General features: G+C 62.9%; 24 protein-coding genes and 1 tRNA gene. 9 read left to right on the top strand and 16 right to left on the bottom strand.

The features are described from left to right. Positions 1 to 60 precede the first annotated feature (60 nt). The 3 genes from ileS to VKS22_00920 all read left to right on the top strand — a co-directional run bounded on the left by ileS (position 61) and on the right by VKS22_00920 (position 4,531). Entirely contained in the window at positions 61 to 2,955 is a 2,895-nt protein-coding gene (gene ileS / locus VKS22_00930) for an isoleucine--tRNA ligase (GenBank protein ID HLW69162.1), read from the top strand. Further along, positions 2,952 to 3,488, top strand: a complete 537-nt coding sequence (gene lspA / locus VKS22_00925; GenBank protein ID HLW69161.1) for a signal peptidase II — start codon at positions 2,952 to 2,954, stop codon at positions 3,486 to 3,488. The genes ileS and lspA overlap by 4 nt, the downstream gene beginning before the upstream one ends. Positions 3,489 to 3,577: 89 nt before the next feature. Beyond that, on the top strand, positions 3,578 to 4,531 hold the full coding sequence (locus VKS22_00920) for a hypothetical protein (protein HLW69160.1): 954 nt from the start codon (positions 3,578 to 3,580) through the stop codon (positions 4,529 to 4,531). 25 nt (positions 4,532 to 4,556) lie between these two features. Here the strand turns inward: VKS22_00920 and VKS22_00915 are convergent, their stop codons facing one another. The 12 genes from VKS22_00915 to VKS22_00860 form a co-directional block, all read right to left on the bottom strand. Further along, positions 4,557 to 5,054: a MerR family transcriptional regulator gene (locus VKS22_00915; protein ID HLW69159.1), complete on the bottom strand. Its 498-nt coding sequence runs from the start codon at positions 5,052 to 5,054 to the stop codon at positions 4,557 to 4,559. After that, entirely contained in the window at positions 5,054 to 5,344 is a 291-nt protein-coding gene (locus tag VKS22_00910; protein ID HLW69158.1) for an integration host factor subunit alpha, read from the bottom strand. Before VKS22_00910 ends, VKS22_00915 begins: the two co-directional genes overlap by 1 nt. A gap of 35 nt (positions 5,345 to 5,379) precedes the next feature. Next, on the bottom strand, positions 5,380 to 7,824 hold the full coding sequence (gene pheT / locus VKS22_00905; GenBank protein HLW69157.1) for a phenylalanine--tRNA ligase subunit beta: 2,445 nt from the start codon (positions 7,822 to 7,824) through the stop codon (positions 5,380 to 5,382). Beyond that, positions 7,821 to 8,867, bottom strand: a complete 1,047-nt coding sequence (locus VKS22_00900; protein ID HLW69156.1) for a phenylalanine--tRNA ligase subunit alpha — start codon at positions 8,865 to 8,867, stop codon at positions 7,821 to 7,823. The genes pheT and VKS22_00900 overlap by 4 nt, the downstream gene beginning before the upstream one ends. A gap of 164 nt (positions 8,868 to 9,031) precedes the next feature. Then, positions 9,032 to 9,397 carry a 50S ribosomal protein L20 gene (gene rplT / locus VKS22_00895; GenBank protein HLW69155.1) on the bottom strand — a complete coding sequence of 122 codons (366 nt, stop codon included), beginning with the start codon at positions 9,395 to 9,397 and terminating at the stop codon, positions 9,032 to 9,034. Between the two features lie 22 nt (positions 9,398 to 9,419). After that, positions 9,420 to 9,617 carry a 50S ribosomal protein L35 gene (gene rpmI, locus VKS22_00890; GenBank protein ID HLW69154.1) on the bottom strand — a complete coding sequence of 66 codons (198 nt, stop codon included), beginning with the start codon at positions 9,615 to 9,617 and terminating at the stop codon, positions 9,420 to 9,422. Between the two features lie 17 nt (positions 9,618 to 9,634). Then, positions 9,635 to 10,129 carry a translation initiation factor IF-3 gene (gene infC, locus VKS22_00885; GenBank protein HLW69153.1) on the bottom strand — a complete coding sequence of 165 codons (495 nt, stop codon included), beginning with the start codon at positions 10,127 to 10,129 and terminating at the stop codon, positions 9,635 to 9,637. Positions 10,130 to 10,244: 115 nt separating this feature from the next. Beyond that, a complete protein-coding gene (thrS, locus tag VKS22_00880) occupies positions 10,245 to 12,185 on the bottom strand; it encodes a threonine--tRNA ligase (protein HLW69152.1) in 1,941 nt (646 codons plus the stop codon). 56 nt (positions 12,186 to 12,241) lie between these two features. Next, a tRNA-Val gene (locus VKS22_00875) sits at positions 12,242 to 12,316 on the bottom strand. Positions 12,317 to 12,376: 60 nt separating this feature from the next. After that, the gene (locus VKS22_00870; GenBank protein ID HLW69151.1) at positions 12,377 to 12,823 is read right to left on the bottom strand and encodes a VOC family protein; all 447 of its coding nucleotides are present in this window, start codon (positions 12,821 to 12,823) and stop codon (positions 12,377 to 12,379) included. A gap of 111 nt (positions 12,824 to 12,934) precedes the next feature. Beyond that, entirely contained in the window at positions 12,935 to 13,810 is an 876-nt protein-coding gene (locus VKS22_00865; GenBank protein HLW69150.1) for a hypothetical protein, read from the bottom strand. Continuing rightward, positions 13,773 to 15,842, bottom strand: a complete 2,070-nt coding sequence (locus VKS22_00860; GenBank protein ID HLW69149.1) for a hypothetical protein — start codon at positions 15,840 to 15,842, stop codon at positions 13,773 to 13,775. Before VKS22_00860 ends, VKS22_00865 begins: the two co-directional genes overlap by 38 nt. A gap of 550 nt (positions 15,843 to 16,392) precedes the next feature. On the opposite strand from VKS22_00860, the gene VKS22_00855 reads away from it, so the two are divergent. The 6 genes from VKS22_00855 to VKS22_00830 all read left to right on the top strand — a co-directional run bounded on the left by VKS22_00855 (position 16,393) and on the right by VKS22_00830 (position 23,004). Continuing rightward, positions 16,393 to 17,565, top strand: coding sequence for an AI-2E family transporter (locus VKS22_00855; protein ID HLW69148.1), 1,173 nt, complete (start codon positions 16,393 to 16,395; stop codon positions 17,563 to 17,565). A gap of 13 nt (positions 17,566 to 17,578) precedes the next feature. After that, a complete protein-coding gene (locus tag VKS22_00850) occupies positions 17,579 to 18,916 on the top strand; it encodes a CCA tRNA nucleotidyltransferase (GenBank protein ID HLW69147.1) in 1,338 nt (445 codons plus the stop codon). Further along, positions 18,913 to 20,379, top strand: a complete 1,467-nt coding sequence (locus VKS22_00845; protein ID HLW69146.1) for an ATP-binding cassette domain-containing protein — start codon at positions 18,913 to 18,915, stop codon at positions 20,377 to 20,379. The genes VKS22_00850 and VKS22_00845 overlap by 4 nt, the downstream gene beginning before the upstream one ends. Next, positions 20,376 to 21,452: an ABC transporter permease gene (locus VKS22_00840; protein ID HLW69145.1), complete on the top strand. Its 1,077-nt coding sequence runs from the start codon at positions 20,376 to 20,378 to the stop codon at positions 21,450 to 21,452. Before VKS22_00845 ends, VKS22_00840 begins: the two co-directional genes overlap by 4 nt. Continuing rightward, positions 21,445 to 22,356: an ABC transporter permease gene (locus VKS22_00835; protein HLW69144.1), complete on the top strand. Its 912-nt coding sequence runs from the start codon at positions 21,445 to 21,447 to the stop codon at positions 22,354 to 22,356. Before VKS22_00840 ends, VKS22_00835 begins: the two co-directional genes overlap by 8 nt. A 114-nt stretch (positions 22,357 to 22,470) precedes the next feature. Then, a complete protein-coding gene (locus VKS22_00830; protein ID HLW69143.1) occupies positions 22,471 to 23,004 on the top strand; it encodes a GFA family protein in 534 nt (177 codons plus the stop codon). Here VKS22_00830 and rapZ read toward each other — a convergent pair. The 4 genes from rapZ to rpoN are packed head-to-tail and all read right to left on the bottom strand — an operon-like array spanning position 22,994 to position 26,542. Further along, the gene (gene rapZ / locus VKS22_00825; protein HLW69142.1) at positions 22,994 to 24,001 is read right to left on the bottom strand and encodes an RNase adapter RapZ; all 1,008 of its coding nucleotides are present in this window, start codon (positions 23,999 to 24,001) and stop codon (positions 22,994 to 22,996) included. The two genes, VKS22_00830 and rapZ, sit on opposite strands and share 11 nt — an antisense overlap. A gap of 59 nt (positions 24,002 to 24,060) precedes the next feature. Then, positions 24,061 to 24,522 (bottom strand): PTS sugar transporter subunit IIA, encoded by a 462-nt coding sequence (locus tag VKS22_00820; GenBank protein HLW69141.1) that lies wholly within the window; start codon positions 24,520 to 24,522, stop codon positions 24,061 to 24,063. Between the two features lie 4 nt (positions 24,523 to 24,526). Beyond that, positions 24,527 to 24,964: a ribosome-associated translation inhibitor RaiA gene (gene raiA, locus VKS22_00815; protein ID HLW69140.1), complete on the bottom strand. Its 438-nt coding sequence runs from the start codon at positions 24,962 to 24,964 to the stop codon at positions 24,527 to 24,529. A gap of 21 nt (positions 24,965 to 24,985) precedes the next feature. Beyond that, complete coding sequence (gene rpoN, locus VKS22_00810; protein HLW69139.1) at positions 24,986 to 26,542, bottom strand: RNA polymerase factor sigma-54; 1,557 nt, start codon at positions 26,540 to 26,542, stop codon at positions 24,986 to 24,988. Between the last annotated feature and the right edge of the window lie 15 nt (positions 26,543 to 26,557).

Here is a 26,557-nt window from a genome sequence, read left to right as displayed (position 1 = left end):
AGCAGCATTCACGCCTTAGGCTTGAAGCTGACAGACGATTGGAGGCGTGTCGGCGGGACTGTGGCAGAGCGCGATTACAAGGCAACCCTGAAACTTCCGAAGACGGACTTCCCGATGAAGGCGAATCTGCCGAAACGGGAGCCGGAGACGCTGGCCCGCTGGAAGGCGGACGGTTTGTACGCGCAACTGCTTGCGGCGCGCCGCGAAGCGCCTGCGTGGGTCCTGCACGACGGTCCGCCATACGCCAACGGCCGCGTGCATTTCGGCACCGCGCTCAACAAAATTCTCAAGGATTTCATCGTACGCTCGCGGGCGTCGCTCGGCTATCGCACACCCTACGTTCCGGGCTGGGATTGCCACGGGATGCCAATCGAGCATCAGGTTGCGCGCGACCTCGGCGACAAGATTCGCACGATTCCGAAACTCGAAATACGCAAGCTCTGCCGCGAGTTCGCCGAGAAGTGGATCGACATCCAACGCGAGGAATTTATCCGGCTCGGAGTAACGGGCGACTGGGCGAATCCTTATCTGACTTTCGCTCCTGAGTACGAAGCGGCGGAAATCGGCGTGCTGCGCGAACTGCTCGACGCCGGCTTTATCTATCGCGACCTGCGGCCGGTGCACTGGTGCTTCGATTGCCGCACCGCGCTCGCCGAGGCCGAGGTCGAGTACCGCGATCACACTTCGACCGCGATCTATGTGGCCTTCGGGCTGAATCAGAATGCGGGCGACGCCGCGGCGCTCGCGGTCGATGCGGCGGACGGCGCGGCCCTGGCGGCGGCGCATCGCGCGGGCCGGCTCTACGCGGTCATCTGGACGACGACGCCGTGGACGCTGCCGGCCAACCTCGGCATCGTGCTCAACGAAAACTTCGATTACACGGCATTACAAGTCGGCAACAATTGCTACATCGTGGCAGAGCGGCTGGCCGAAGCGGTCGAGCAGGCGTGCGGACTGCAGGTCGCACGACGGATTCCGCTCAAGCGCGAGGCGCTCAAGGCGCTCGACGGCCGCGACCTCTTCCGCCATCCCTTTGCCGACCGCGACGGCCGCCTGATGTTCGGCGATCACGTCACCGCCGACGCCGGTACGGGGCTGGTGCACACCGCGCCCGGCCACGGTTACGAAGACTTCGTAATCGGCAACAAGTACGGCCTCGAAACCTTCACGCCGGTTGACGACGCCGGGCGCTTTACCGCTGCGGCAGGCGAATGGGCGGGCCGCAACGTCTTCGAAGCGAACCCGTCGATCGTTGAGCATCTGCGCGCCCTTGGCGCGCTGCTCAAAGCGGAGCCGTTTGAGCACAGCTATCCGCATTGCTGGCGATGCAAGAATCCGCTGATCTTCCGCGCGACCGAGCAATGGTTCTTGCGGATCGATCATAAAGGGCTGCGCGCGCGCGCGATCGCCGAGATCGATCGCGTGCAGTGGGTTCCCGCTTGGGCGCGCGATCGGATACGCAACATGGTCGAGGCGCGGCCCGACTGGTGTCTCTCGCGCCAGCGCGCGTGGGGCGTGCCGATCCCGGCGCTCAAGTGCGCGAAGTGTGAGAAAGTCACGCTCGACAGCGCGGTTGTGCAGCGCGCGCAGGAGATCTTCGCCCGCGAAGGCTCTGACGCGTGGTACGCGCGGCCAGTCGCGGATTTCGCCGGCGGTTTGCGCTGCCCGGCGTGCACGGGCGCTGAATTCGTCAAGCAGGAGGACGTGCTCGACGTCTGGTTCGACTCCGGATGCTCCCACGCCGCGGTCCTGACCAAGTCGCGCGGGCTTGAGTGGCCCTGCGACGCCTATGTCGAGGGCGTCGATCAGACGCGCGGATGGTTTCAGGTCTCACTCATCACCGCCGCCGCCGTGAATGGTCGCGCGCCGTACTCGACTGTCGTCAGTCACGGCCTTGCGCTCGACGAACTCGGCCGCAAGATGTCGAAGTCGCTGGGCAATTTCGAGTACGCGTCAGAGGTGGTTAATCGGATCGGCGCCGACGTGTTCCGCCTGGTCTTCGCGTCGGTCGATTACAGCTCCGACATGAACGTCGGGGACAACCTTTTCAGCGCCGTGACCGAGGCCTATCGCAAGCTGCGCAACACCTGCCGCTACATGCTTGGGAATCTCGCCGATTTCGAGCCGGCGCGCGATACGGTCGCGCCCGCATCGATGCTGGAGTTCGATCGCTTCGTGATGGCGCGCCTGGAGCGGCTCAAGGCGACGGTGCGGCGTGCATACGAGGAGTTCGATTTCCAGACGGCCTATCACGCGATCCTGAATTTCGTCGTGATCGATCTGAGCTCGCTATATATCGATGTTGCGCGTGATCGGCTCTACTGCGACGGGCGTGATTCGCGCGAGCGACGTTCCGCACAGACGGCGCTTTACCTGATGCTCGACGCGTTGGTGCGGATGCTCGCGCCGCTGATTCCCTTCACAGCCGACGAAATCTATTCGCACGTGCCCGGGCGAACCGGGAGCAGCGTCCATCTGCTGACGCTGGCGGAGCCCGACCCGCGCTTTGTTGATGCTGACCTCGAAGCCCGCTGGAGTGGCCTGATGCAGGTGCGGGATCAGGCGCTCAAGGTGCTTGAGACCATGCGTCAAGCCGGCGCGATCGGCGCGCCGCTCGAAGCGCGCCTGAGTCTCGGCGTCGTCGGGTCGGAGCATCGTAGCGTGACTGACGCGCTGAATCATTATCGCGCCGGACTCAAGGATCTCTTCATTGTCTCGGAAGTGTCGTTGCTGGCCGACGGCGAGGTCGCAAGATTCAAAGCCGGCGCAAACGGCGACGACGCCTTCAATGGCGACGGTAGATTCGGGCGTATCGGCGCGCAGCCCCCGGTCGTGGTCGTAGGTGAACGCGCGCCCGGGCTCAAATGCCAACGATGCTGGTGCTACTACGACGACGGCGGCCATTCGGACCTCTGCGTGCGCTGTCGCGCACTCGTCGCCGCTGAAGCCACGTGAGTTCCGCGCTCGCCCGGAACCTGGCCGGCGCGACCACGAGGCCTGCCCGCAATCACGTTGCGCTGATGCTCGGACTCGTGACGCTTCCAGTTCTGCTGCTCGATCAGATGAGCAAGCATCTGGTGAGCACGCACTTCGAGCTGTACCAGAGCCGGCCAATCGTGCCGGGCTGGCTCGATTTGGCCTATACGCTGAATCCCGGCGCTGCCTTCAGCCTGTTTGCGACGATGCCCGCGGGCTTCCGTCACGTCTTCTTCATCGTGCTTTCGTTCGGTGCGATCGTGGTGCTGACCGTGCTGCTGGCCCGGGAGGCGAGCATGCGCTCATCCGCGATCGCGTTCGCGCTCATCCTGGGCGGCACGATCGGCAATCTGATCGATCGCCTGATGCGCGGCCGCGTCGTTGATTTCATCTATTTCCATCATGGCTGGTTCAGCTATCCGGTTTTCAACTTTGCCGACAGCGCGATCACGATCGGCGTCGCGCTGATTCTGATCTTCAGTGCATTCGGCTCAAGCCCGCCGCAGACTTGAAGACCGCGTCTGACGCTCGCGTTTGACGCTTGGGGCGGGGCGGTCTAGGTTTAAGCCGTCAGCCTTAAGGCGCGCAGGAGCAGAGCCGTATGAAGACCATCAATACCGTCACGGGGACCGTTAGTACCGACAAGCTGGGAACGACTCTGATGCACGAGCATCTGCTGGTCGGATGGGCCGGGTGGGAGCTCGACTGCAAGGCCCCGCGCTTTGATCGCAAGGCCGCCCTGCGCGGCGCGATTGATCGGCTTAAAGAACTCAAAGACCTCGGGCTGAATACCTTCCTCGATCCCTGCCCCAACGACATCGGCCGCGACGTCATCTTCATGGCCGAATGCGCCGACGCAAGCGGCGTGAATATCATCTGTACGACCGGCCTCTACAAAGAGGATCTCGGCAACACGGTCTACATGAAACAGCGCTCCGCCGACGAGATCGCCGACATCTATACGGCCGAGCTTACCGAGGGAATCGGTGAGGCGGGAATCAAGGCCGCGTTGATCAAATGCGCGACCGGCAAGGACCACATAACGGAGTACGAGGACAAGTGCCTGCGTGCGGCTGCACGCGCGTCGAAGCGCACCGGCGCGCCGATCACCACGCATACCGACGATGGCACTATGGGGCGTGAGCAACTCGACATTTTCGCGTCGGAAGGGGTCGATCTGAGCAAGGTCATCGTCGGCCATAGCTGCGGCTCGGCGAACCTGGGCTACCATACGGACATGCTCGATCGTGGCTGCTATCTGGGCTTCGATCGCTTCGGGCTGGACTTCCTGCATCCCGATCGTCTGCGGCTCGCGTCGCTCATCGGGCTGCTCGGTATCGGCTTCGAAAAGCAGATCGTGCTGTCGCACGACTCCGTCGCCTGCATCATGGGACGCGGGCTTGGCCTGCCGCCGGAAGTGATGGAATCGATCAAGAACTGGAAGCCGACGCACATCTTCAAGAACATCCTGCCAAAACTGAAGGCGGCGGGCGTCCCCGATCAGAAGATCAACACGATGATGGTGGAGAATCCGCGGCGCTTCTTCGAGGCCTGAGCGACACAGCAGTTCGCCGGAAGATTCAGTCGTCGAGTAGTTTGCGGAGCGCTTTCAGATCAGCGCGAATCTCAGCGATCACGCTCTGAGCAGTCGGACTTGGCCGACGGGCAGCCTTCGGCTGGTCCGGAGGCACCCTTTCCGATTTCGCCGACTTCACCGATCCGGCGTCAGCGCATAAGCGCTCGAGCCCGGTTTCGCGGATGTATTTTTTTGCGCCCGCGATGGTGTAGCCATCGACGTGCAGCAGGCGCTTGACCAGCCGCAGCATCTGCAGATCGTCCGGCTCGTACATCCGATGTGACGAGTTCGTGTGGCGTGGACGCAGAAACGGGAATTGGGTTTCCCAAAAGCGCAGGACGTAGGGCTCAACCTCGAGCGCGCGTGCTGCTGCGCCGATTTTGAGCGGCCGCGGATTGACTTCGGACTTACTTGCGACCGGCTTGCCGGCGGCTGGCGCCGGACGTCGCGGCCGAATATTGGCGGCCTTTGGACGGGTGATCTTGGGACGTGCGGTCGCCATCATTTTGCTCGATTACCGCCAACGACCCGTGCCCTGAGCGTCGCGCTGGGTTTGAACGATAACACCTTGCGCGAGGCGATCATTATGGCGTAGCCGGTTTGCGGATTGCGGCCGCGACGGGCCTTTTTATGATTAACCGCAAAAGTTCCGAAGCCGGAGATTTTGACCTTTTGACCGCGGCTCAGGGTCTCACGCACTATCGCGAAGACCTCTTCCACCGCTTCTCCTGTCTCCTTTTTCGTTGAGCCCACCCGCTCATAAACCGACTCTATCAGATCGGCTTTCGTCATGGTGTTCACTCGACGCCCCAAACTGCGCGTCGGTGCTATTGGCGCAATCCGGCCCCCAACTGCGCAGCCAACTGTTCGACCAGCGCCGCATGCGCACGGTTCACTTCATCATCGGTCAACGTGCCGTCCTTCCCGCGATATTTGCATGCCACGGCGACGCTCTTTTTTCCGGCCGGCAATGTGCCGCCCTCGTAAACGTCGAACAGCTCGGCGCTTTCGAGCAGCGCCGGATGGAGACCCGCTATCACTGCTGTCACATTACCCGCAGGAAGATCGCGATCGACCACCAGCGCCACGTCGCGTCGCACAGCCGGATATCGGGAGGGCGCCGTCACTTTCTTGCGCGATGATGAACCGTAAGCGAGGAGTTGCGCCAAGTCAACTTCAAAAAGTACGCACGGAAGCTGCAGATCAAGTTTCAGCGACTCAGCCGGATGAAGCTCGCCCACCACCCCGCAGAGCTTGCCCGCAAGCTTGATCATCGCTGATTGTCCGGGATGTAAGTACGGCGCAAACCCTTGCGGGATATGCTCGAAATCAATTCCGCCGGCGGCTGACAGCGTGGCGAGTGTCGTCTCGAGGAGACCCTTGAGGCTTCCGAAGTTGGCGGCGACGGCGGGACGGCCAATCGCGCCCATCGCGAAGTCACCGTAACTGACGGCAGCGATCCGCTCGAACTCCTCCGCGACGCCTTCCCGCGAGCCAAAAACTTTGCCCAGCTCGAAGACATGAAATGCCGTTGCCTCACGGTTCAGATTGAAGCGCAGCGCGCCGAGCAGGCCGGGAATAAGGCTGGTGCGCATCTCGGAAAGCTCCGCGGAGAGCGGATTGGTCACCCGCACTGCTTCGGCCATGTGAAAGCCGGGAAAGCGCTCATTGTCCGACGGTGCGACAAACGCGATGGTCTTGGCCTCGACCAGGCCGCATCCGATCAACACATCGCGGATCTTTCGGCGCAGCGTCCGCGACGCATCGGGTATCGCGACCGCCGCGGTCCGCGCCGGCAGAATAGCCGGGATTTCCGCAAGGCCGCTCAGTCGCGCGACCTCCTCGGCGAGGTCCGCAGGCTCGTTGAGGTCGGGACGAAAAGTCGGCGCGGTTACTTTCCAACGGTCGCGGCCCGCCGATGAGACCGTAGCGCCGACGGCGCGGAGCCGATGCTTTACGACAGCCGGCGGAATCGCGACGCCGAGCAGTGAGGTGAGCGCGGCCAGATTGAAGTTGATCTCGCGAGGCGGCGCCGGATGGGGCTGGACGTCGATCGGCGGAGAGAGTTCGCGGCCGCCAGCGACCTCGCGGATCAGATCGGCGGCGCGACACGCTGCGCGGATCTGGCCGTCGCGATCGACGCCCCGCTCAAAGCGGTAGCTGGCCTCGCTCCGCAGGCCGAGACGGCGGGCGGTGCGGGCGATCGCCGACGGCTCGAAGTAGGCGCTCTCGAGAATGATCGCGGTGGTGGCGGCCTCGACCTCGGAGTTTTGCCCGCCCATCACGCCGGCGATCGCGAGCGGCTTTTCGCCGTCCGCGATCAGCAGATCGCCGGGCTCGAGCGCGCGACTGCCATCGTCGAGCGTGATGAATTCGCGATCGTCGGCGGTGCGCCGCACGATGATCGCGCGGTTGGCGACGCGCGCGGCGTCGAAGGCGTGCAACGGCTGCCCGAGTTCGAGCATCACGTAGTTGGTGACGTCGACGACGTTGTTCAAGGCGCGCATCCCGCACAGCTCGAGACGCCGTCTGAGCCAGATTGGCGAGGGGCCGATCTTGATGCCGTCGAGCGCGATCGCGGCATAGCGCGGACAGAGTTCAGGCGCGCGCAGGTCAACCGTAAGCGTCGCGTCGCCGGCAACTGCTACTTTGGCGCTGCGATAGCGCGGGACTTTGAGCTTGAGCTCGAACAGCGCGGCCACCTCGCGCGCCAGCCCGCGGATCGACAGGCAATCGCCACGATTCGGCGTGATGGCAATATCGAGGACGACGTCGGGAAGGTGCAGGTAGCTCGCCAGCGGCTCGCCCGCCTTCGCGTCGGACGGTAACTCAAGGATGCCCTCGTGATCCTTCGACATCCCGAGTTCCATCTCCGAGCAGAGCATCCCTTCCGAGGGCACCCCGCGGATGACCGCGGCTTGCAACGGCGTCGCATTCTCGAGACTGCCCGAACCCGCGCCATGCGCTCCGGCGGCGAGCCGCGATCCGACTTTGGCGAGCGCGGCGGTCATGCCCGCGCGGGCGTTGGGTGCGCCGCAGACCACGCGGAAGCGTCCGGCTGCGCCCGCATCGACGTCACACAGATTGAGCCGGTCGGCATTGGGATGGCGCTCGACCGCGAGCACCTTCGCGACAAAGACGTCGGTAAAAGTCTGCGCAATGTGATCGATGCTTTCGACTTCGAGTCCGGCGCCGGTGAGTCGCGCGCATAGCTGCTCGAGCGGTGCTTCGACCGTAACGAATTCAGCGAGCCAACTGAGGGGGAGTTTCATGACGATAGGTCACCCGCCCGGAACTGGCTCAGAAAGCGCAGATCATTTTCGTAAAACAGCCGCAGATCATCGACGCCGAGCTTGAGTAGCGAGATGCGCTCAACGCCCATACCGAACGCAAAACCCTGGTACTCCGCCGGGTCGTAGCCGACCGCGCGCAACACGTTCGGATGGATCATTCCCGAGCCGAGAACTTCCAGCCATCCGCTATGCTTGCAGACCCGGCAGCCTTTGCCCTGGCACAGCAGGCAGGAGATATCGACCTCGGCGCTGGGCTCGGTGAAGGGAAAAAAGCTTGAGCGGAAACGCACTTGCGTCTCCGCGCCGAACAAGGCGCGCAGGAATGCGCTGAGTACCCCCTTCAGATGAGCCATCGTGATGATGCCCGCGCGATCGACCATGAAGCCCTCGACCTGGCTGAACATCGGCGCGGCCCGCACGCTGAGTTCGTCGCGGCGGTAGCAGTTGCCGGGACAGACGATCGCAAGGGGAGGGCGCCGCTGCTCCATCACGCGAATCTGGCCGTTTGAGGTGTGCGTGCGCAGCAACAATCCGCCAGGCAGAAAAAAAGTGTCCTGCATCTCGCGCGCCGGATGGTCGGGCGGAAAATTCAGTGCGCCGAAATTGTGGAAGTCATCCTCGACGTCGCGGGTCTCGATCACCTCGAAGCCCATCGCGACGAAAATGTCGAGCATCCGCTCGCGCACCTGGGTCACCGGATGGAGCCAGCCGCGCGGAATTCGCATCCCGGGCAGCGTCACGTCGAGACTCGCGGCCGTGAGCGCCGCGGTCATCTCGGCGCGCCGCTGCTCCTCGACCAGCGTCGCAATTCGCGCCTCGAGTTCGCTCTTGATTTCGTTGATCAGGCGGCCGACGATTGGCTTCTGGTCGTTCGGAACTTCGCGCATCCGCCGCATGATCTCGGTCAACTCGCCGGCCCGTCCGAGCACACGCACTCGGACCGCCTCGATCGCGGCCTCTCCGGCGCCGTCGGCTAGTTCACTCAGCGCCCGCGCGCGAATTTCCTCGAGTTGCTCTTTCATTTTTTTATTATTTAACGGTTTCAGTCGTTCGATCCTGCGGTCTCAGGGGATCAGTCCCCGGCACTCCATACCCAGCTCAAAACAGCAGACCATGTGGCGATGCCACATGGTCTGGAGACGTGCGGCGCCACTGATAACGCGCCGGCAAACTCTCTGGTGGCCGGTTAGGCGGCTTGCGCGCCCAGCGCCTCTTTGGCGGCGCGCACCAGGTCACTAAACAATTGATCGCGATTCAGCGCCAGCACCGCCAACTGCTTGCGATCGAGTTCGATGCCCGCCTGCTTGAGACCATGGATAAAGAGGCTGTAGCTCAGGCCCTGCTCGCGCACGAGCGCATTGATCCGCGCGATCCAGAGCGAGCGGAAATTGCGCTTTTTCTGTTTGCGGTCGCGATAGGCGTAGGTCAGCCCCTTCTCGAAAGTGTTGCGGGCCTGCCGATAAAGCTTGCGTCCCCCGACGAAACCCGAGGCCAGCTTCAGCTGTCGTTTATGACGGCGACGGGTCTTCGGTCCGCCTTTGGCGCGAGGCATTTCTATCCTTCCTTACTGTGTTTTACAAATACGGCAGCAGCCGGCGCATCGTCGCGCTGTCGGTCTTGTTCATCACGCCCGGCGCGCGCAGATGGCGCTTGCGGCTGCGGCTCTTGCTCGAAAGCAAATGCCGCAGATTCGTGTGCTTGAATTTGGCTTTGCCGTTCTTGCTGAACTTGAGGCGCTTGGCGGCGCAGCGTGAGGTTTTGATCTTCGGCATAACCTGCTTCTCTTCTTCTACCGCGGCGTCAGCAGCACCGACATGTTACGTCCTTCCATCCGCACCGACCCGTCCGGCTGCGCCACTTCGCGCACCTGTTCGACAATTCCATCGATCAATGCCCGGCCGAGTTCGGGATGAGCCATCTGCCTGCCCCGAAATGAAACCGAGAGCTTAACACGCTGACCTTCGCCGACAAAGCGTTTGATGTGCTTAACTTTGAACTCGACGTCGTGCTTGTCGGTCAGCGCACCCATCTTTACTTCCTTGATGGTGCTGGCGGAAGAGCCCTTCTTGGAATCGTGGGCTTTTTTCTTAAGCGCGTAGCGGTATTTGTCGAAATCGGTGATGCGGCATACGGGCGGCTGCGTCGTCGACGCGACTTCGACCAGGTCGAGTCCCTGAGTTTCGGCGAGACGCATGGCGTCGCGAACACTCATGATGCCCGCCTGTTTGCCGTCCGCATCGATGACCCGCACCTCGGGCGAGCGAATCAGATTGTTGTGGCGGATCGCCGGTTCCCGCGACGGCGGTGTACGAAAATCTCTACGAATAAATCACCTCCTCCGATCCTGCGACCGGATTTAAGTTTGGCGTTGCGCGCCTAATGCAATTCAACTCAAAACCTTATGCTGGAAGCGGTTCGCCATCCAGAACCGCGACAAATTCGTCAGCCGCGAAGGTCAGGTCCTTCGCCCCGCGCAGCTTGCGCACTGAGACACGGCGATCGGCGGCCTCGCGCTCGCCCACGATCGCCATATAAGGAACCTTGGCCAGTTCGGCTTCGCGAACCTTGAATCCGAGCTTTTCGTTGCGCAGGTCGGCGCTCGCGCGGAAACCCCTGGCCTTGAGGCGATGCGCCAGCTCAGCGGCGTAGCTCGCGACCTTCTCGCTGAGTGAGAGCACGCGCACCTGTTCCGGCGCGAGCCAGAAGGGCAGCACGCCACCCGTATGCTCCAGCAGCACGCCGATGAATCTTTCGAGCGAGCCCAGAATTGCCCGATGAATCATTACCGGGCGCTCCTCGGTGCTCGTGTTCGACGTGTAGGTCAAAGCGAACCGCTCCGGCAGGTTGTAGTCGAGCTGAATCGTCGCGACCTGCCATTTTCGTTTGAGCGCGTCGGGGACGTAGATTTCGATCTTGGGGCCGTAGAAAGCCCCTTCCTTTGGATTGATCGTGAATTCCACCTGATTGCGGCGCAGCGCGTTGGCGAGCTTCTCCTCGCTCATGCGCCATTGCTCTTCGCTGCCCAGATGCAAATCCGGCATCGTCGCGAGTTTGAACTCGCTGCGCTCGAAGCCCAGCGTCGTATAGATCTCGCGAACCATGGCGAGGTTCATCGCGACTTCGTCTTCGATCTGCGCCTCAGTGCAGAAGATGTGCGCGTCGTCCTGGGACATCACGCGCACGCGCGTCAACCCATGCAGCACGCCCGAGCGCTCGGCGCGATGGAGCCGCGAAAACTCGGCGATGCGTAGCGGCATATCGCGGTAGGAGCGCTTTTCGGCGCGATACACAAACGTATGGCCGGGGCAGTTCATCGGCTTGACCCCGTAACCTTGGCGCCAGCCCTCGGGACCGGTGTCGATCGTTGGGCTGTCGCTTTCCGGGTCTGGCGCGAGAAACATGTTCTCGCGAAAATTGTCCCAATGCCCGGACTTGTGCCATAGCTCATTGCGGAAAATTTGCGGCGTGATCACTTCCTCGAAACCGTAGCGGCGATAGAGACGCCGCACGTAATCGACCAGGCCATTAAAGATGATCATCCCCTTGGGCAGATAGAACGGCTGGCCGGGCGCGATCGGATCGAAGAGAAACAGCCCCATCTCGCGCCCGATCTTGCGATGGTCGCGCTGCCGCGCCAACTCGACCAGCTTGAGGTGTTCCTCGAGCGCCTCTTTGCTCGCGAAGGCCGTCCCGTATATCCGCGAGAGCATCGGATTGTGCTCGTCGCCGCGCCAATACGCGCCCGCAACCCCCGTCAGCTTGAAGGCGCGGATATAGCGGGTCGAGGGCACGTGCGGGCCGCGGCACAGATCGATCCAGTCGCCCTGCCGGTAGATCGAGACGCGCTCCTCGGGGATGCCGCGCAAAATCTCGACCTTGTAATGCTCGCCCATCTGCTCGAAGGTCGTGATCGCCTCCGCGCGCGCCACCTCGGTCCGTTGAACCTTGAGATCGGCCTTGGCCAGCTCGCGCATCTTATTCTCGATCTTCGGCAGGTCCTCGACCGTAAAGGGTTGCAGCGGCGCGAAATCGTAGAAGAAGCCGTCTTCGATCACCGGACCGATCGTGACCTGGGTGCCGGGGAAAAGGCTCTGCACCGCTTGCGCCATCAGATGGGCGGTCGAGTGCCGGATGATTTCGAGGCCTTCGGGACTCTCCGCAGTGATCGGCTCGACGACCGCGTCACCCTCGAGCGGGCGGCCCAGATCGACCAGCTTGCCATCGACGCGCGCCGCGATGATGTCGCGATTGGCCTTGAGATCGAGCAGCTCGCGCACCGGCGTGCCCGGCGACACGATGCGCGCCTGACCCGCAGCGGTGACAGCGATTTCGGCGCTCATGGATTTCCAGTGATCATGGATTCACGACGTTCGCGGGTGAGCGCGGCGAACGATATTGGTAGGCACGGGCGGGATTGAACCGCCGACCCCTTCCGTGTCAGGGAAGTGCTCTCCCGCTGAGCTACGTGCCTGTGGGTGGCGACAGGATGCAAGCAGACCGGCAGGTTAAACAATATTCTTTCGCGCGGCAATCAAGGCCGGCTGCCGGCCGACTCCGAATCAGCGGCCAGCAAACCCTTGCCCGGGATGAAATTGACTTCGAGGCGAACCCCATCGGGGTCCTCGAACAACACCGAGTAATAGCCAGGCGCCCAGCGCCCGACTTCCGGGGCGCGTACGATCTTCGCACCCAGCTCGCGGGCCAGGCCATGCGCAGCGTCAACGTCTTCGCGCGAGCGCGCGCGGAAGCAGATGTGATGCAGCCCGGGGCGTCCCTGACTGAACGCTGTCCCGCGATGCTCCGGAGCGCTGCGCGCGATGCCGAAGCCGGTCCTGCCGCCGATGCAATAAAGATCGCCAGGCTCGTCGCGTACGATGAAGGTCATTCCGAGAAACGGCAACAGGCGGCGATAGAACTTCGCGCACTCGTCGAATTTATCGACGGTCAGATAGATGTGCGCCACGCCGTTGATTTCCACCACGAAATTCCGACCTTTATTCTTAGCATCTGCGCAGCGACCGCGCGACCCTCCCGCCTCGCCCTCGTAGCTAGGCGCGGGAAGGCGCCTCAACCGCGGCCTCCATCGCGGCTATTCCGGTATCAGCAGGTTGTAGGCGAAGTTAATTCCTTTGCGGCCCACGGTCGAATAGGGGCCATACGTGCCGCTGGTCGTGACCGGTGTATCCGAGATGAGAAACGGCACGCCGCCGGCAGGACTTGACGAGCTTAGGAGCGTCTCCGCCGTCTCCGACGGTACGCCGGAGGGCGCCGTGAACGACCAAATGGACTCAGTGTTTTCATTATCGCTGTCGGCGCACGCATCTGAGAAAAGCGTCATCAAAGTCTGATCCGCGGCGCTGGGAGTCACACTAAGAGTAGAGGTGGTATCACCCTCCTTAGTTCCAGCGTAGCCCAAGGCCGAGTAGCTTGCAAAGTTAGTGTCCGCGCCTCGATAATCCGCAAGAATTCCAGCGACCTCCGCGTATTTGTTATGCCGCGTTATACTGAGGGTGTATTGCCCGCTGTCGTTCGGCTGGCTGCCGTAGACGTAGGCGGCGATGAAAGAGGTCAAATAGAAGCCGGCGCCCTTCGAAATCAGGTAGCCCTGATTGGAAAGGTTGGCCAGCGGCAGCAGGGTCCAGCCTGGAGGTAAGTTGAAGACGGCGCCGGTCGAGTCAGATTCTCCGGCCCACATCACCGCGACCAAAACGTCGCCGAACTGCGCGCCCGCCGGCGCCGAAAACGTCATGCCGCAGGTCAGCGGGGTATTACCGCAATCGCTCTCGCCGATTCCGCCGTCAGAGACCCCGATCGGAATGCTGGAACCCGCGAAGAACGGCAGCGGATCCTGCAGCCCGACGAATTCCGTCTCCTGGTCGGGGCCGCCGTTCGCCCACTCCTGCGCGGTCCAAAAGAGATTTTCATTATCAGAGCCGAGAGTGGACGGATCCCACATCATCGCCATGTAAATCGCCCCAGCGCTGAGCGGGTAAGGAGGGTAAACAAGTTTGCTGTCCTGTATAGCCACCCACGCTCTTGGCATCGTTGAGTACTCCCGAGCCCAATAACGGGTAAGCCGGATTCGCGATCGAGGGCTGCGCGTACCATTTCCCTGCGTACCAGTTCTCGAAAATATTCGTACCCGGGATGAAGAAGGTATTCGTCAGCGCAATATCTAGGTCTTGGTCCATGGTTATCGTCGGATAGGCCGCCCATTGCGTATTGGAATTGTACATAAAGCGTTCGTTCCACAAGGGCGTCGTGGCGAAGCTGTCGGTCTGGGCCACGAACCAAAGCGCCTGTGAAAGATCGTCGTTCTGGTCGGTCGGAGTCAGATCATCGCTCGTATGGAACGAGGTCAGCAGGTAGTGCTTGCTGTCGTTGCCGGTCTGCAACACGGGAGCGTTCGAAATCCGAGAATCGAACAAGTTGATTCGGCAACTGCCGCTCGTACACGTGTCATGTTCTGCAAAAGGTTGCGCAAAGTAAAAGTCGGAGGCCACCCCGTTGGTCGGACTCATGAGCTCCGTATTGCCGGGTCCGACTCCGACTATGTTGCCGCTCGAGTTGAGCGCCTTAACCTTGACAAACTTGAATGCGCCTGAAACCCCGAACGGTCCCGACGCGACCAGAAGCATATTCTGCCCGGCGGTGCCGCTGACATCGCGCGAGGGCCGCGTGCCAAACCAGCCATTGCTGTCGGATGGTCCTAGTTCTGGAATTGCGTGCAGATTCGCCGGGTGCGTCGCCAGGGCGGAATGAGGAATCAGCAGAAGCTCGTCATTATTCGTATCGGCGGTTGTTCCACCTGCGCTGAAGCACGAGACGCCGATAACTGCCCAGTCCTGGTTGTAACCGAGGATCGGCTGGTCAGGAAAGGGAAAGGCCGGGTTGGGCACGCTGCAGAAGTGATTAAAGACGTACTCAGTCCAACCCTGGGTTGCGTCGCTGGTGTTGGAGATTGCGAAGTACAGGTCGCCGTCAGTCGGCGCGGACGGGTTCTGGATCGACAACGTAGTTGCCAGCCAACGCTGAGAGAGCGGCTCGAAAGCGATCTGAGTGTCGGTCAGTTCATTCTGAGCCGGCGGCGAATTCGCTGCCCAGAACGTTGCGAGGCTCTGTGGAAAGCCGGCTTGGACCGTCCCCGTCTTGTTGAAGACCCAGATGCCCTCGTTCAGAAGCTCGACAAACTGCGTACTCGAGACGTCGGTGGCGACATCGGGCGGCTGGCCCGTGTTGCACGCATCGCCCCCGCCGGCGACGAAGTTTGGGCCAAAGGGGCCTATCGAAGAATTTGTATTCAACGACTGCGGGCCGCTGGAGTCGTTTGATTCTGAGGGCAGGACGGGCGGCGGCATGCGCCGCGGATCGTCGGGCGGCGGCGGCGTATCGGTCGGCATCGGCGAGCCTGACATCTGCCGCTCCCGAGACTCTCTGATCTCCTGCATGAGCGCATACAACTGAGCGCAGTCGCGCCACGAATTCCACGCCGCGCTCTTCGCCGCCTCTGGCGGCATATCTTTATTTAACAACGGCACATGTTGATAATTCGCATCAGCAATCCTCTGACACTCAGCTCGTACGCGAACCCATTGATCCGGCTGCATGTTCACCTCCGGTGGCAGGCTCTCCGGAAGACTGATCGGTATGTGGCCATCCGGACCCGGAGTCACCACGGGCGTCGGCGTGATGACAGCCCGCGGCAACTGTTTTACGGGCGAATAATAGACGCCCTGCTTAGTGCACCAGCCGGCAAAACCATAATCGCTTGAGTCCATCGGTGCGTTCGCCGCGCTCAAATCCGCGACTTCCTGGCAGCGTTTGTGGTACTTCTCCCAAAGCTCGGCAGGCCAGCCGGAAGGCGCCGCCGCAGGCCACTTGATTGGCACGTGGACGGTGGGAGCGCCGCTTGGCGAAGGTTCCTGCGCCCGCGCCAGAACGATCGTCAACAGCGCCATTCCGAGCAAAGATGTTGCCGCCAAGATCCACAGCCGCATATAGCCCCCGTCGCGCGTCTCTATGATTCTCCCGCTCTAGCGCAATAGTGCTAGGGGGGGAACCACCGCGCCCTCACGTGGTTGAGGCTCCGCCGGCATCACCGAGCCCACCAGATCGCAGAACAGAATCGTCAGATGCCGCCGCTCCCCGACGACTGCACCCTCACGTGCTTGAGGCTCGGCCGCCGCGGGCGCGCCAGCCTCGAGAGGGCGGCGCATTGCGAGCAAAACCTGGCGCTTGCAGAATTCTCGAACGCGCACTGCCGGCAGCGCTGATTAAGCGGCGTCGCGCACTGGTTGCAGAAGCGTGCGCCTTCGAGGTTATCGAACTGGCAATTCGCGCAGCGCACTTGAAAGCCTCTTGCGCAGGGCATCGAACCAAAACACCGTCGGCCTGCGCCCCGAATCCGACGGTCAAAACGGCGCTGACGTTATCTTAGGCGGACTGAATCGATTTGCAATCGTTATGTTCAGGATTGTGCTGGGCGCATGGCGTCGGCTACCAGATTCGGCGAACGGCTCCGCCATCTGCTAAGCTTCGCGATAGCGCATGGAACGAGAACGCATCATAGGATTTTCTTTTTTTGCGCTGCTCGCGTTCATAACCTACGAATTCTACCTGGTTATCTCGCCGTTTCTGATCGCGATCACCTGGGCGATTCTGTTGGCTTTCATTGCCCACCCGGCGATGATCGCGCTCAATCGGAAAATCAAGAGCCGGTCTACCTGCGCACTGATCCTTACGCTCGTCTTGGTCCTGGGAGTGATACTGCCGACGGTCTGGCTTTCGACTCATCTTGTGGTCGAGGCCCAATCCCTCTATGCCGACCTGTCGCATCTGACTCCCGTACAGCGGGTATCGCAGGGCAGCCATTGGATTCGCGGGACACGGGCCGGCATGTGGCTCGATGACATGCTTGTGCGGCGCGGCCTGAGTCTTGAAGACGAAATCGATTCCGGGGCTACCCAGGGAGCGAAAGCCATCAGCGAGCTCATGCTTAAAAACAGCGTCGCCGTGGCCGGCGGGATCGCGGTTTTTCTCTTCCACTTTTCCATGACGCTGATTACTTTCTTCTATCTCTTGCGTGATGGCGAGAGCTATTACGAGATTCTGCGCGACCTTACACCGCTGCGCGACGAGGACAAGACCGCAGTCTTCGAGACACTCCAGCTCACGCTCTCCTCGGTGATGCGCGGGCTGATGTTCTCCTCCCTGCTCGACGGAATCGCGCTGGGACTGAGTTATCTCGTGCTGGGCGTGCCCTACTGGGCGTTGCTCGCGATCCTCAGCGCGGTCGCCGGGCTGCTGCCGGTGGGCGGGACGGCGCTGGTTTGGATACCCGCGGCGGGGTACCTGCTCTATTCGAGTGGTTGGGTCGCGGCCATAATCCTCACTGTGTGGGCGGCGCTAACCCTCGCGGTGGTCGATAACGTGATCAAACCTCTCTTGATGGGTCATGGCAGCGGGCTGCCGACGATCGCGCTGTTTTTTGGTCTCGCCGGCGGCATTGAGGCCTACGGCCCATTGGGGATTTTTGCCGGCCCGGCAGTGATCGCAGTGCTTGCCGCCCTGCTAAAAGTCTATCGTCGCACGTATGTAGCCGAGGAACCCGTCATCGTTGTGCCCCCGCCCGAAATTGGCTCATCGCTTCGCGAGCGTAGGCGCAAATTGAAAGAGGCGCTTGCCGGTCCGAGATGGCGGCGCTTGGGTCCGAAAGGCTAAATTCCTGCCTGTGATGGACCACGCGAGGGAAAAGCAGGCGCTCTCGATTATCGATCGCCTGCGCCGCGGAGGCTTTGCCGGCTATTTCGCCGGCGGCTGTGTGCGCGATCGGATACTCGGTGTTGCCGCCAAGGATTACGACATCGCGACCGATGCGCGTCCCGAGGTGGTCGAGGGTTTGTTCGACAACACTGTCGCAGTGGGCTCGCGCTTCGGCGTTATCGTGGTTGTGATCGGCGACGATCATTTTGAAGTCGCCACCTTTCGCGCCGACGCCGAGTATCACGACGGCCGCCGCCCCTCCGCGGTGCGCTTCGGCACGCTCGAGGAAGATGCCCGCCGCCGCGACTTCACGATCGGCGGGATGTACTACGATCCCGCCGCCGATCGCGTGATCGATCTGGTCGGCGGCCGTCGCGACTTGCGCCGCGGCGTGATCCGCGCGATTGGGAATCCTGCCGAACGCTTCGAGGAGGACCATTTGCGGATCCTGCGCGCGGTGCGCTTCGCTGCGCGCCTGGACTTCGCGATAGCAACAGAAACCTGGGACGCGATGCGGCAGCACGCGCCGTCCGTTGAGCGCATCGCCGCCGAGCGGATCGGCGACGAGCTGGTTAGAATCATGACCGAGGGCGACGCGGCGCGCGGCCTTGATCTGCTGGTTGAAAGCGGTCTCGCGGCGGTGGTGCTGCCCGAGGTGCTCCCGCTCGCTGACTGCCCGCAACCGCCGAATTTCCATCCGGAGGGCGACGTTTACCGTCATACCCGCCTGATGCTCTCGATGCTCGAAGCGGGCTGCGCTGAGACCCTTTCCTTCGCCGCGCTGCTCCACGATATCACGAAGCCTCAATGTCTCGCGGTCGCCGCAGACGGCAAGATGACCTACTACGGCCATACCGAGCAGGGCGCGGAGGTCGCGCGCGAAATCCTACGGCGGCTCAAGCGTCCGCGCGCGGTGCAGGAGCGAGTTGCCTACCTCGTGCGCGATCATCTGCGGATGTGCATGGCGCCGCGGATGCGGCCGGCGACGCTCAAGCGGATGCTTGCCGAAGACGGCTTCGACGAGCTGCTCGAACTCTCGCGCCTCGACACCCTCGCCTCGAGTTCTAATCTCGGCTTCTACCACTTTTGTCGGAACGCCCGCGCGCGCATGAGCGTCGAGGAGATTCGTCCGCGCCCGCTGATTGGCGGTGACGATCTAATCGCGCTCGGTTTGATTCCGGGGCCGGACTTCAAACAAATCCTCCGGCAGGTCGAGGACCTCCATCTGGACGGCGCCCTGACCACGCCGGAAGAAGCCCTCCGCTTCGTGCGCGAGCATCACGCGCCGCGCAGCGACGCCGAACGTTGATTCGCGCCGTTGGCATCCGCAAACGTTTCGGGCGCACGCTCGCTCTCGACGGGGTTGACTTTATTGCGCACGGCGGCGAGATTCACGCCCTGATCGGCGAGAACGGCGCCGGCAAGAGCACTCTCGTTAATATCCTCGCCGGACGCCTTGATGCCGATGGCGGCGCGATCGAGCTCGATGGCGTCGCGCTCCGTGAGCGTACGCCGGCGGCGATGTTGCGCGCCGGCGTCGCCGCGGTGTTTCAATCGCCGATGCTCTTCGAGGGCATGTCGTGGGAGGAGAATCTGGCGTTCGGCGGCGCAAGCCGATCGGGCCTGCGACTCGATCTGATTGACGTCGCCGCGGGCGCGAGCCGGATCGCGCGCGAACTCGGCTTCGGTCTGCCCGCTGCCGGTGCATTGATTGCCGAACTCTCGATCGCCGCGCGGATTCGTCTCGAGATCGTCCGCGCGCTTAATTTTCGTCCACGCGTGCTGATTCTCGACGAGCCGACCAGCGTCCTTGCCCCGGCTGAACTTGTCGCCTTCCTCGCGATGCTGCGCCGGCTGCGCACCGACCGCCGGGCTGTGATTATTGTGACCCACAAGCTCGGCGAGGCGCTCGCTGTCTCCGACCGTTTCACGGTGCTTCGCGCCGGCGTAAAAGTCGCCGAAAGAACCCCCACGGAGACCAGCGCCACCGAGCTTGCTCGCCTGATGGTCGGCGAACTCACGACGCCGAGCCTTATCGCGCCGGTGCGCTCCGAAGCGCACACGGTTGTGCTGGCGCTCGAAAATATCGTCTGCCAGCGCGACGGCCGCCGCGTCCTCGACGCTCTCTCTCTCTCACTCGCGGCGGGTGAGATCGTCGGCATCGCGGGCGTTGACGGCAACGGTCAGGACGATCTCACCGAGCTGCTCGCCGGCGTGATCGCGCCCAGCGCGGGAAAGCTGCGCCAAGCGGGCGAGGGTGCGGTCGCGGTGATCCCGCGTAACCGCGACATCGACGGTCTGATCCTCGAGATGCCGCTGTGGGAAAATCTGCTGCTCGCGCGCGTGTTGCGTCGGCGCTTCACTCTTGCGATGGGACTTCTGCGCCGGCGAGCCGCGATCCGCTTTTGCGCTGCCCTCCTGGAGCGCTTTGCGATCCGCGCGCCGAGCCCAGCGGCGCCCGCCGCCACGCTCTCGGGCGGCAACCGCCAGCGCCTGATGGTTGCGCGCGCGCTCGCCTGCGCCTCGCAGGTGATCGTCGCGCATGACATCTCGCGCGGACTCGATTTGCGCGCCACTGCCGAAGTTCATCGGCGGCTGCGCGAGTACGCGGCGGCGGGCGGCGCGGTACTCCTGCTCTCGAGCGACCTCGACGAGTTGCTGGCGCTGTGCGGACGCCTCTGGGTGATCAGCCGCGGCCGCCTGGTCGAGGTTGGCGCAAGTGATCGCAATCCCGAACAGCTCGGCCTGCTGATGTCGGGCGCGGCCGCATGAAACTTGGCGCGCTCGCGGCTCCGCTCGCCGCGATCATCCTCGCCGGACTCCTGGTGACGCTGGTGCTGATCGCGCTCGGCGCTGCGCCCGCGATGGTCCTTGCGGCGCTCGCCGATGGCGCATTCGGTAACAGGCTGGCTTGCGTCGACACGCTGGTCAAAGCGACTCCACTGCTCTACTGCGCGCTCGCCGTCGCGATCGCCTTCGAGGGCGCACTCTGGAATATCGGTGCCGACGGCCAGTTGATCGTTGGCGCCCTAGCCGCCGGCGCCTGCGGACCACGACTCGGCGGATGGCCGCATCCGGCGGCGATCCTTGTGATGTTGCTGGCGGGCGCGCTGGGCGGCGCGCTCTGGGGCGCCTTCGCCGGCTGGCTCCGCGCGCGCCGCGACGTCAACGAAGTGATCAGCACGATCATGCTGAATTTTACCGCAGCGCAACTTCTGAGCTGGGCGGTCCACGGACCCTTGATGGAAGCGTCGGGTGCTTTTCCCGAGAGCGCCCCAATCGCGGCGAGCGCCGAACTCCATCATTTCCTCCCGCCAAGCCGTCTCAATCTCGGGATGCTGCTCGCGGTTTTACTCGCAGTCGCCTGTTACGTCTTTTTGTTTCACACCGCAATGGGTTTTGAATTGCGTGCGCTGGGCCGCAATCGCCGCGCCGCCGCCTGGTTCGGAATTTCCGCGAAGCGTCTGACGATCATGACGCTGACCTTGAGCGGTGCGCTCGCGGGCCTCGGTGGCGCAGTCCACGTCGCCGCGGTCACCGATCGGCTATACGAATCGTTGTCGCCCGGATGGGGTTACGAAGCGATCGCGGTCGCGCTGGTCGCGCAGCTCAATCCGCTCGCGATTATCCCCTCGGCAATCTTTTTCGGCGCGCTCGATAACGGCGCGCAATCGATGCAGCGCACCGCCGGAGTCTCGCCCGTGCTGGTGCAGGTGATTCAGGCGCTGGTGATTATCCTGTTGCTCGCTTTCGATCGTCTCGGGCTGGGCCGCCAAGACTACGACGCGGGATCGGCGAGCCGAGGGCCGGAAGGCGAATCCTGCGGGGAAATTCTCAATGTTTGAAAGTTTCCTTGCTTCCACCGTCGCGATGACGACGCCGATTCTGCTCGCCGCGCTCGGCGAGCTGCTGGTCGAGAACAGCGGAGTACTCAACGTCGGGATCGAGGGCGCGATGTTGAGCGGGGCGTTCTTCGGCTTCGCCGCCGCCTGGTTCAGCGGGAGCATTATCATCGGGATGCTTGGTGCGGTCGCGGCTGGCGTGGCGCTCAACGCGATCCTTGCGATCCTCGTCGTCAATCTGGCGGTCAATCAGGTCGTCGCAGGCACCGCGCTGGATATTTTCGCGCTCGGGTTGACCGGCGTGGCCTATCGGCGAATCTTCGGCGTGACCGGTCAAGCCGTCACGGTCCACGCGCTGGGGCCGCTCGCGCTCGGACCGCTCGCTCGTCTCCCGTTGATCGGCCGGCCGCTGTTCGATCAGAACCCACTGGGTTATCTGGCCTTCGCGCTCGTCCCCATCCTCGGTTACGGTCTGCGCCGCACCCGCTATGGACTCCGTATCCGCGCCGTCGGTGAGCGGCCCGAAGCGGCCGATGCTCTGGGGCTGCGGGTTTTCCGTCTGCGCTGGACGATGATCCTGATTGCGGGCGCGCTGGCCGGGCTCGGCGGCGCCTATCTGACGCTCGCCTACGCCAACACCTTCGTCGAGGGGATTTCCAATGGCCGCGGTTTCGTCGCCCTGTCGGTGGTCATTGTCGGCCGCTGGCGCGCCTGGGGGGTCGCCGCCGCTTCCCTCCTGTTCGGTGCCGCGATCGCGATGCAGTTCACCTTGCAGGCCGCGGGCACTGCTATTCCCTATCAGTGCTTTCTCGCCACGCCGTATCTGTTAACCCTGCTGGTGCTCGCGGTGGTCGGCGGACAGGCGCGCGCGCCCGGCGCCCTCGGCGAGCCCTACCGCCGTCCGTGACGAGCGCGCAATCAAGAAGGCGTCTCAACTATTCTGATTGAAAAAGACCGAGCAGTTTTGGCAAACTTTGTCGATTCGAGCATCGGCGCTGAGCAACTTCTCTTTCGGAGCCCTATGAGCAGTCCGACGAAAGCACGCAAATCAACCAAACAATTAACCGGCGGCTGCGCCTGTGAAGCGATTCGCTACACGCTGACCGCCGCGCCACTAATTGTTCATGCCTGCCACTGCCGCGATTGCCAACGTCTTACCGGCAGCGCGTTCGTGATCAATCTCTGGATGGAGCGAAAGTTCGTCGAAGGCGCCGACGCAAAGCTTAAATCGTTCAAGCTGGCGGGCGGCACGGGCAAACCTCATGAGGTGTTCTTTTGCCGAGATTGCGGGGTTTATCTCTGGAGCGTCTATTCCGGCGCGCCGGGTGATTTCCTGTTCGTCCGCGCCGGCACCCTGGACGATCCGCGCGCGGTCACGCCCGACGTCCACATCTTTACGCGCAGCAAGCTGCCATGGGTCAGGCTGCCGACCGACGCTCCGGCGTTTAACGCTTTTTATCCGATCGCCAAAGTCTGGTCTGCCGAAAGTCTCGCGCGACTGCGTCAAAAACCGCGCAGAATAGTCCGCGCAGCGGCGACGGCGCCTAGCGGCTGAGGTCGTGATCGCGGACCTGAACTTGGAACCCGCCGTGCGCGAGCCGCGTCTGCAGCTCGCGCGCGATTACCGGCGAGCGATGACGCCCGCCCGTGCAGCCGATACCAATCGAAAGATAGCTCTTACCCTCGCGCCGATAGAGCGGAATCAGAAATTCGAGCAATTTGCCGACGTCCGTGAGGAAGCGGCGCGCCTCCGGATGAGACATCACGTGGCCATGCACGCGCACGTCGGCGCCGTCGAGCGCCCGTAGCTCAGGAACGAAAAACGGGTTCGGAATGAAGCGCGCGTCGAAGACCAGATCCAGTCCCATTGGATTCCCGTACTTGTAGCCGAACGAGATCAGGGTTATCGCCATGCGCTCGCCGCGCGGGTCGCCCATCACGGACGCGGTGATGATCTCGCGCAGCTCGTGCACGGTCGTGGCCGTTGTATCGATTACGCGGGTGGCGCGATCGCGCATCTCGGCCAGCGCCAGGCGCTCGCGCCCGATGCTGTCGCCGATGCTGCGGCCGCTCTCCGCTAGCGGATGCGGCCGGCGGCTCTCGGAATAGCGCCGCGCCAGCACCTCGTCGGCGGCGTCGAGAAACAGTATCTCCGGGACGAAGCCCTGGCGCTCGAGTTCGTCGAAAGTCCCGGGCCATTGCGGGAAAAACAGCCGTTCGCGCGGGTCGATCCCTAGCGCCACCCGATCGGTGTCCGGCTTGTGCGCCGCGGCTAACCGCAGCACGTTGAGCGCCAGCGCTACCGGCAGATTGTCGACGCAATAAAAACCCAGGTCTTCGAGCACGCGCATCGCCGACGAGCGGCCCGAGCCGGCCACGCCGGTAACGATGATCAGGCGGATCTTTTTTGCGGATTTCGCTGCCGCCCGCGCCGCCTTTCCGCTGGCATCGCCGTCGCGCTTGGGTTTCGGCCGCACTTTAGCGGCGGACTTGGATTTGGCCCGGGCCTTGTCCGCGGACTTGTGCCGGGACTTGCGCTCGCGCTTCGACATCAGGCCGGCGCTCTCACGCCGCTCTCAGTCCCAGCCCCCCGATCCGTCATACGCGACGCCTAGTACCTCGCGTCTTCCTCGACGATCAGCTTGTAGATCTCGTCAGCGTCGCGCGCCCCGAGCAGATGCTCACGGAAGGCGTTGTCGCGAAACAGGCGCGAGACGCGCGCGAGCGCTTTGAGGTGCAGGCTGGCCGAGTCCTCCGGCGCGACGAGCAGAAAAAACAGATTCGTCGGTTTGCCGTCGAGCGAGTCGAAATCTACTCCGCCCGCAGCGCGCCCAAAGACACCGACGATCTGCTTGACGCCGCGGACCTTGCCATGGGGGATCGCGATGCCGTCGCCGATCGCGGTCGAACCCAGTCGCTCGCGCTCGTTCAACACGGCGTTGAGCTCCGCCAGGTCGACCTCGCGCCGCTTCGCCACAAAGCAGGCCGCCAGCTCATTGAGAATATGCGGCTTGTCGCGCCCGCTGAGACTCGGCAAGACCATCTCGGGCGTCAAGACTTCGGTAATTTTCATAATTTCAGCGGCGCGCCGCGCGATGCTCCTCGGCCTGCGTCATGACCTCGCCGGTCGAGAGCGTGCGCGTCCTGCGGCTTTTGCTGCGGCCCACGCGGCTCTCTAGTTGGCCGCAAATTTTAGCGGTCAGCAGGTCGATCACCGAGTAGAGATCCTTGGTTTCTTCCTGCGCCGTTACTGCGAGACGCCCGGATTTCAGCGTCGCCTCGCCGAACTGCCGGTACTTGTCCACCGCGAGAATCAGATGGATATGGGCGGGCCGCTGCAGGTGCTTCGCGACATGCGCAAACTTGCGCTCGGCATACAGCCGCAGCGCCGCGCTCGCCTCCATATGACGGAACGTCACCTCGACCGTGATGATCGGGCCGACCAGTCGCTCCACCCGCCGCGCCTTGCGCGTCGCTGCCCGTGTCCGCTTACCCTCGCTTGGTATGCTTCTCATCTCTGACCTCCCCGGAGAATTTCAGAGTCGTTTGCGACGGCTCGAGGGCAGGATGCCGAGCGCCTGCCGGTACTTGGCGACGGTGCGGCGCGCGATGTTAATCTGGCTTTTGCGGCCCAGCACCTCCGCGATCGCCTGGTCGGACAGCGGACTTCCCTGCCCCTCGCCGCCGACCAGCTCGCGAATCTTTTCCTTCACGGCTTCGGCGCTGACGTCGTCGCCGTCGGTGGCCTTCACGCCGGAGGTGAAGAAGAATTTGAGTTCAAAAATACCCTGCGGCGTATGCGCGTACTTGTTAGCGGTCGCGCGGCTGATGGTCGATTCGTGCATCTCGATGTCTTCCGCGACATCTTTCAGCACCAAGGGCCTGAGCTGACTGATGCCGTGCTCGAAAAAGCCGCGCTGAAATTTAACGATCGAGTTCGCGACCTTTGAAATGGTCTGCTGGCGCTGAAAGATTGATTTGACCAGCCATCGCGCCGAGCGCATGCGCTCCTGTAGGTATTCCTTGGTTGACGCCGCGACCGCGCTGTCGTTGAGGATGCGTTGATAGTAATTCGCCAGACGCAGACGGGGAACCGCGCTTTCGTTGAGCGTCACGATGAAGTCGTCGCCCACTTTCTGGATATAGACGTCGGGCACGATGTAGGTGGGCTCCGCGCCGCCGTAATCCCGCCCCGGCTTGGGTTCCAGCAGCGCGATCGCCTTGGCGGCTTCGCGCACCATATCGAGCGGAACCGCAAGTTCCTTCGCGATCTCGGCGTAGCGATGTTTTTCCAGCAGATCGAGGTGCTTCTGGACGACGCGCGCGGCCAGCGACTCTTCCATGCCGTGGTTGCGCAACTGCGCGAGCAGGCATTCGCGCAAATCGCGCGCGGCCACGCCGGGCGGGTCCAGAAGCTGCACCCGCTTCAAGACCTGCTCGATGCGCTCGACCGTGGTTTCGAGCTGAGTCGCGAGCTGCTCAAGCGGAGTCTCTAGATAGCCGTCATCATTGAGGTTGTAGATAATGGTGGCGCCGAGCCGTTGCGCCTCAGCGTCGAGATTCGACAACCGGAGCTGCCACATCAGATGGTCTTCGAGCGAGGTCCGGCGCGTCAGCGTGTTTTCGAGCGCTTGGCGCCGATCATCGTCGTCACTCGGAGCCTCGCCGTCCTGCCAGTTGTTCGAATAGTTCTCGAGGTATTCACGCCAATCGAGCCGCTCGATTGAGGGGTCCAAAGTCTCTGCGGCGGCGTCGGGCGCCTCGGCGACGGCGATCGGTTCGACCGGCGGCGCAGCCTCGGCGGGATCCCATTCGGAGGCGTCACCGCTGCCGGGCTCGGGCTCCGGCGGCAGCGGCTCACCTTCGGTCGAGGCGAGCTCCGCGCCTTCATCGGCGTTTGCGGCAGTTTCGCCCACGCTTTGATCGAGCGGTTCGAGCAGCGGATTCGAATCGAGCTCACTCTGCACGATCGCTTCGAGCTCAGGCAGCGAGAGCTGCAGTATCTTGATGGCCTGCTGGAGCTGCGGCGTCATCACGAGTTGCGCGCGCAACTCGGTCCGCAGGTTATGCATAATCTTCAGTTCAGGGGCCATACGCGAAACCGCCGT

This window comes from Candidatus Binataceae bacterium (assembly GCA_035308025.1).
Taxonomy (GTDB): Bacteria; Desulfobacterota; Binatia; order Binatales; family Binataceae; genus JAJPHI01.
This window is presented reverse-complemented; position numbering and strand designations above follow the sequence as displayed.

Excerpts from the sequence above, each read along its gene's own strand:
- VKS22_00840 (HLW69145.1), top strand. The coding sequence starts at position 20,376 with ATGAAACTTGGCGCGCTCGCGGCTCCGCTCGCCGCGATCATCCTCGCC.
- raiA (HLW69140.1), bottom strand. The coding sequence starts at position 24,964 with ATGAGAAGCATACCAAGCGAGGGTAAGCGGACACGGGCAGCGACGCGC.
- rpmI (HLW69154.1), bottom strand. The coding sequence starts at position 9,617 with ATGCCGAAGATCAAAACCTCACGCTGCGCCGCCAAGCGCCTCAAGTTC.
- VKS22_00835 (HLW69144.1), top strand. The coding sequence starts at position 21,445 with ATGTTTGAAAGTTTCCTTGCTTCCACCGTCGCGATGACGACGCCGATT.
- VKS22_00910 (HLW69158.1), bottom strand. The coding sequence starts at position 5,344 with ATGACGAAAGCCGATCTGATAGAGTCGGTTTATGAGCGGGTGGGCTCA.
- VKS22_00860 (HLW69149.1), bottom strand. The coding sequence starts at position 15,842 with ATGCGGCTGTGGATCTTGGCGGCAACATCTTTGCTCGGAATGGCGCTG.
- VKS22_00850 (HLW69147.1), top strand. The coding sequence starts at position 17,579 with ATGGACCACGCGAGGGAAAAGCAGGCGCTCTCGATTATCGATCGCCTG.
- rapZ (HLW69142.1), bottom strand. The coding sequence starts at position 24,001 with ATGTCGAAGCGCGAGCGCAAGTCCCGGCACAAGTCCGCGGACAAGGCC.
- VKS22_00865 (HLW69150.1), bottom strand. The coding sequence starts at position 13,810 with ATGGCGATGATGTGGGATCCGTCCACTCTCGGCTCTGATAATGAAAAT.
- VKS22_00920 (HLW69160.1), top strand. The coding sequence starts at position 3,578 with ATGAAGACCATCAATACCGTCACGGGGACCGTTAGTACCGACAAGCTG.
- rplT (HLW69155.1), bottom strand. The coding sequence starts at position 9,397 with ATGCCTCGCGCCAAAGGCGGACCGAAGACCCGTCGCCGTCATAAACGA.
- VKS22_00900 (HLW69156.1), bottom strand. The coding sequence starts at position 8,867 with ATGAAAGAGCAACTCGAGGAAATTCGCGCGCGGGCGCTGAGTGAACTA.
- VKS22_00830 (HLW69143.1), top strand. The coding sequence starts at position 22,471 with ATGAGCAGTCCGACGAAAGCACGCAAATCAACCAAACAATTAACCGGC.
- pheT (HLW69157.1), bottom strand. The coding sequence starts at position 7,824 with ATGAAACTCCCCCTCAGTTGGCTCGCTGAATTCGTTACGGTCGAAGCA.
- VKS22_00820 (HLW69141.1), bottom strand. The coding sequence starts at position 24,522 with ATGAAAATTACCGAAGTCTTGACGCCCGAGATGGTCTTGCCGAGTCTC.
- rpoN (HLW69139.1), bottom strand. The coding sequence starts at position 26,542 with ATGGCCCCTGAACTGAAGATTATGCATAACCTGCGGACCGAGTTGCGC.
- thrS (HLW69152.1), bottom strand. The coding sequence starts at position 12,185 with ATGAGCGCCGAAATCGCTGTCACCGCTGCGGGTCAGGCGCGCATCGTG.
- VKS22_00855 (HLW69148.1), top strand. The coding sequence starts at position 16,393 with ATGGAACGAGAACGCATCATAGGATTTTCTTTTTTTGCGCTGCTCGCG.
- VKS22_00915 (HLW69159.1), bottom strand. The coding sequence starts at position 5,054 with ATGGCGACCGCACGTCCCAAGATCACCCGTCCAAAGGCCGCCAATATT.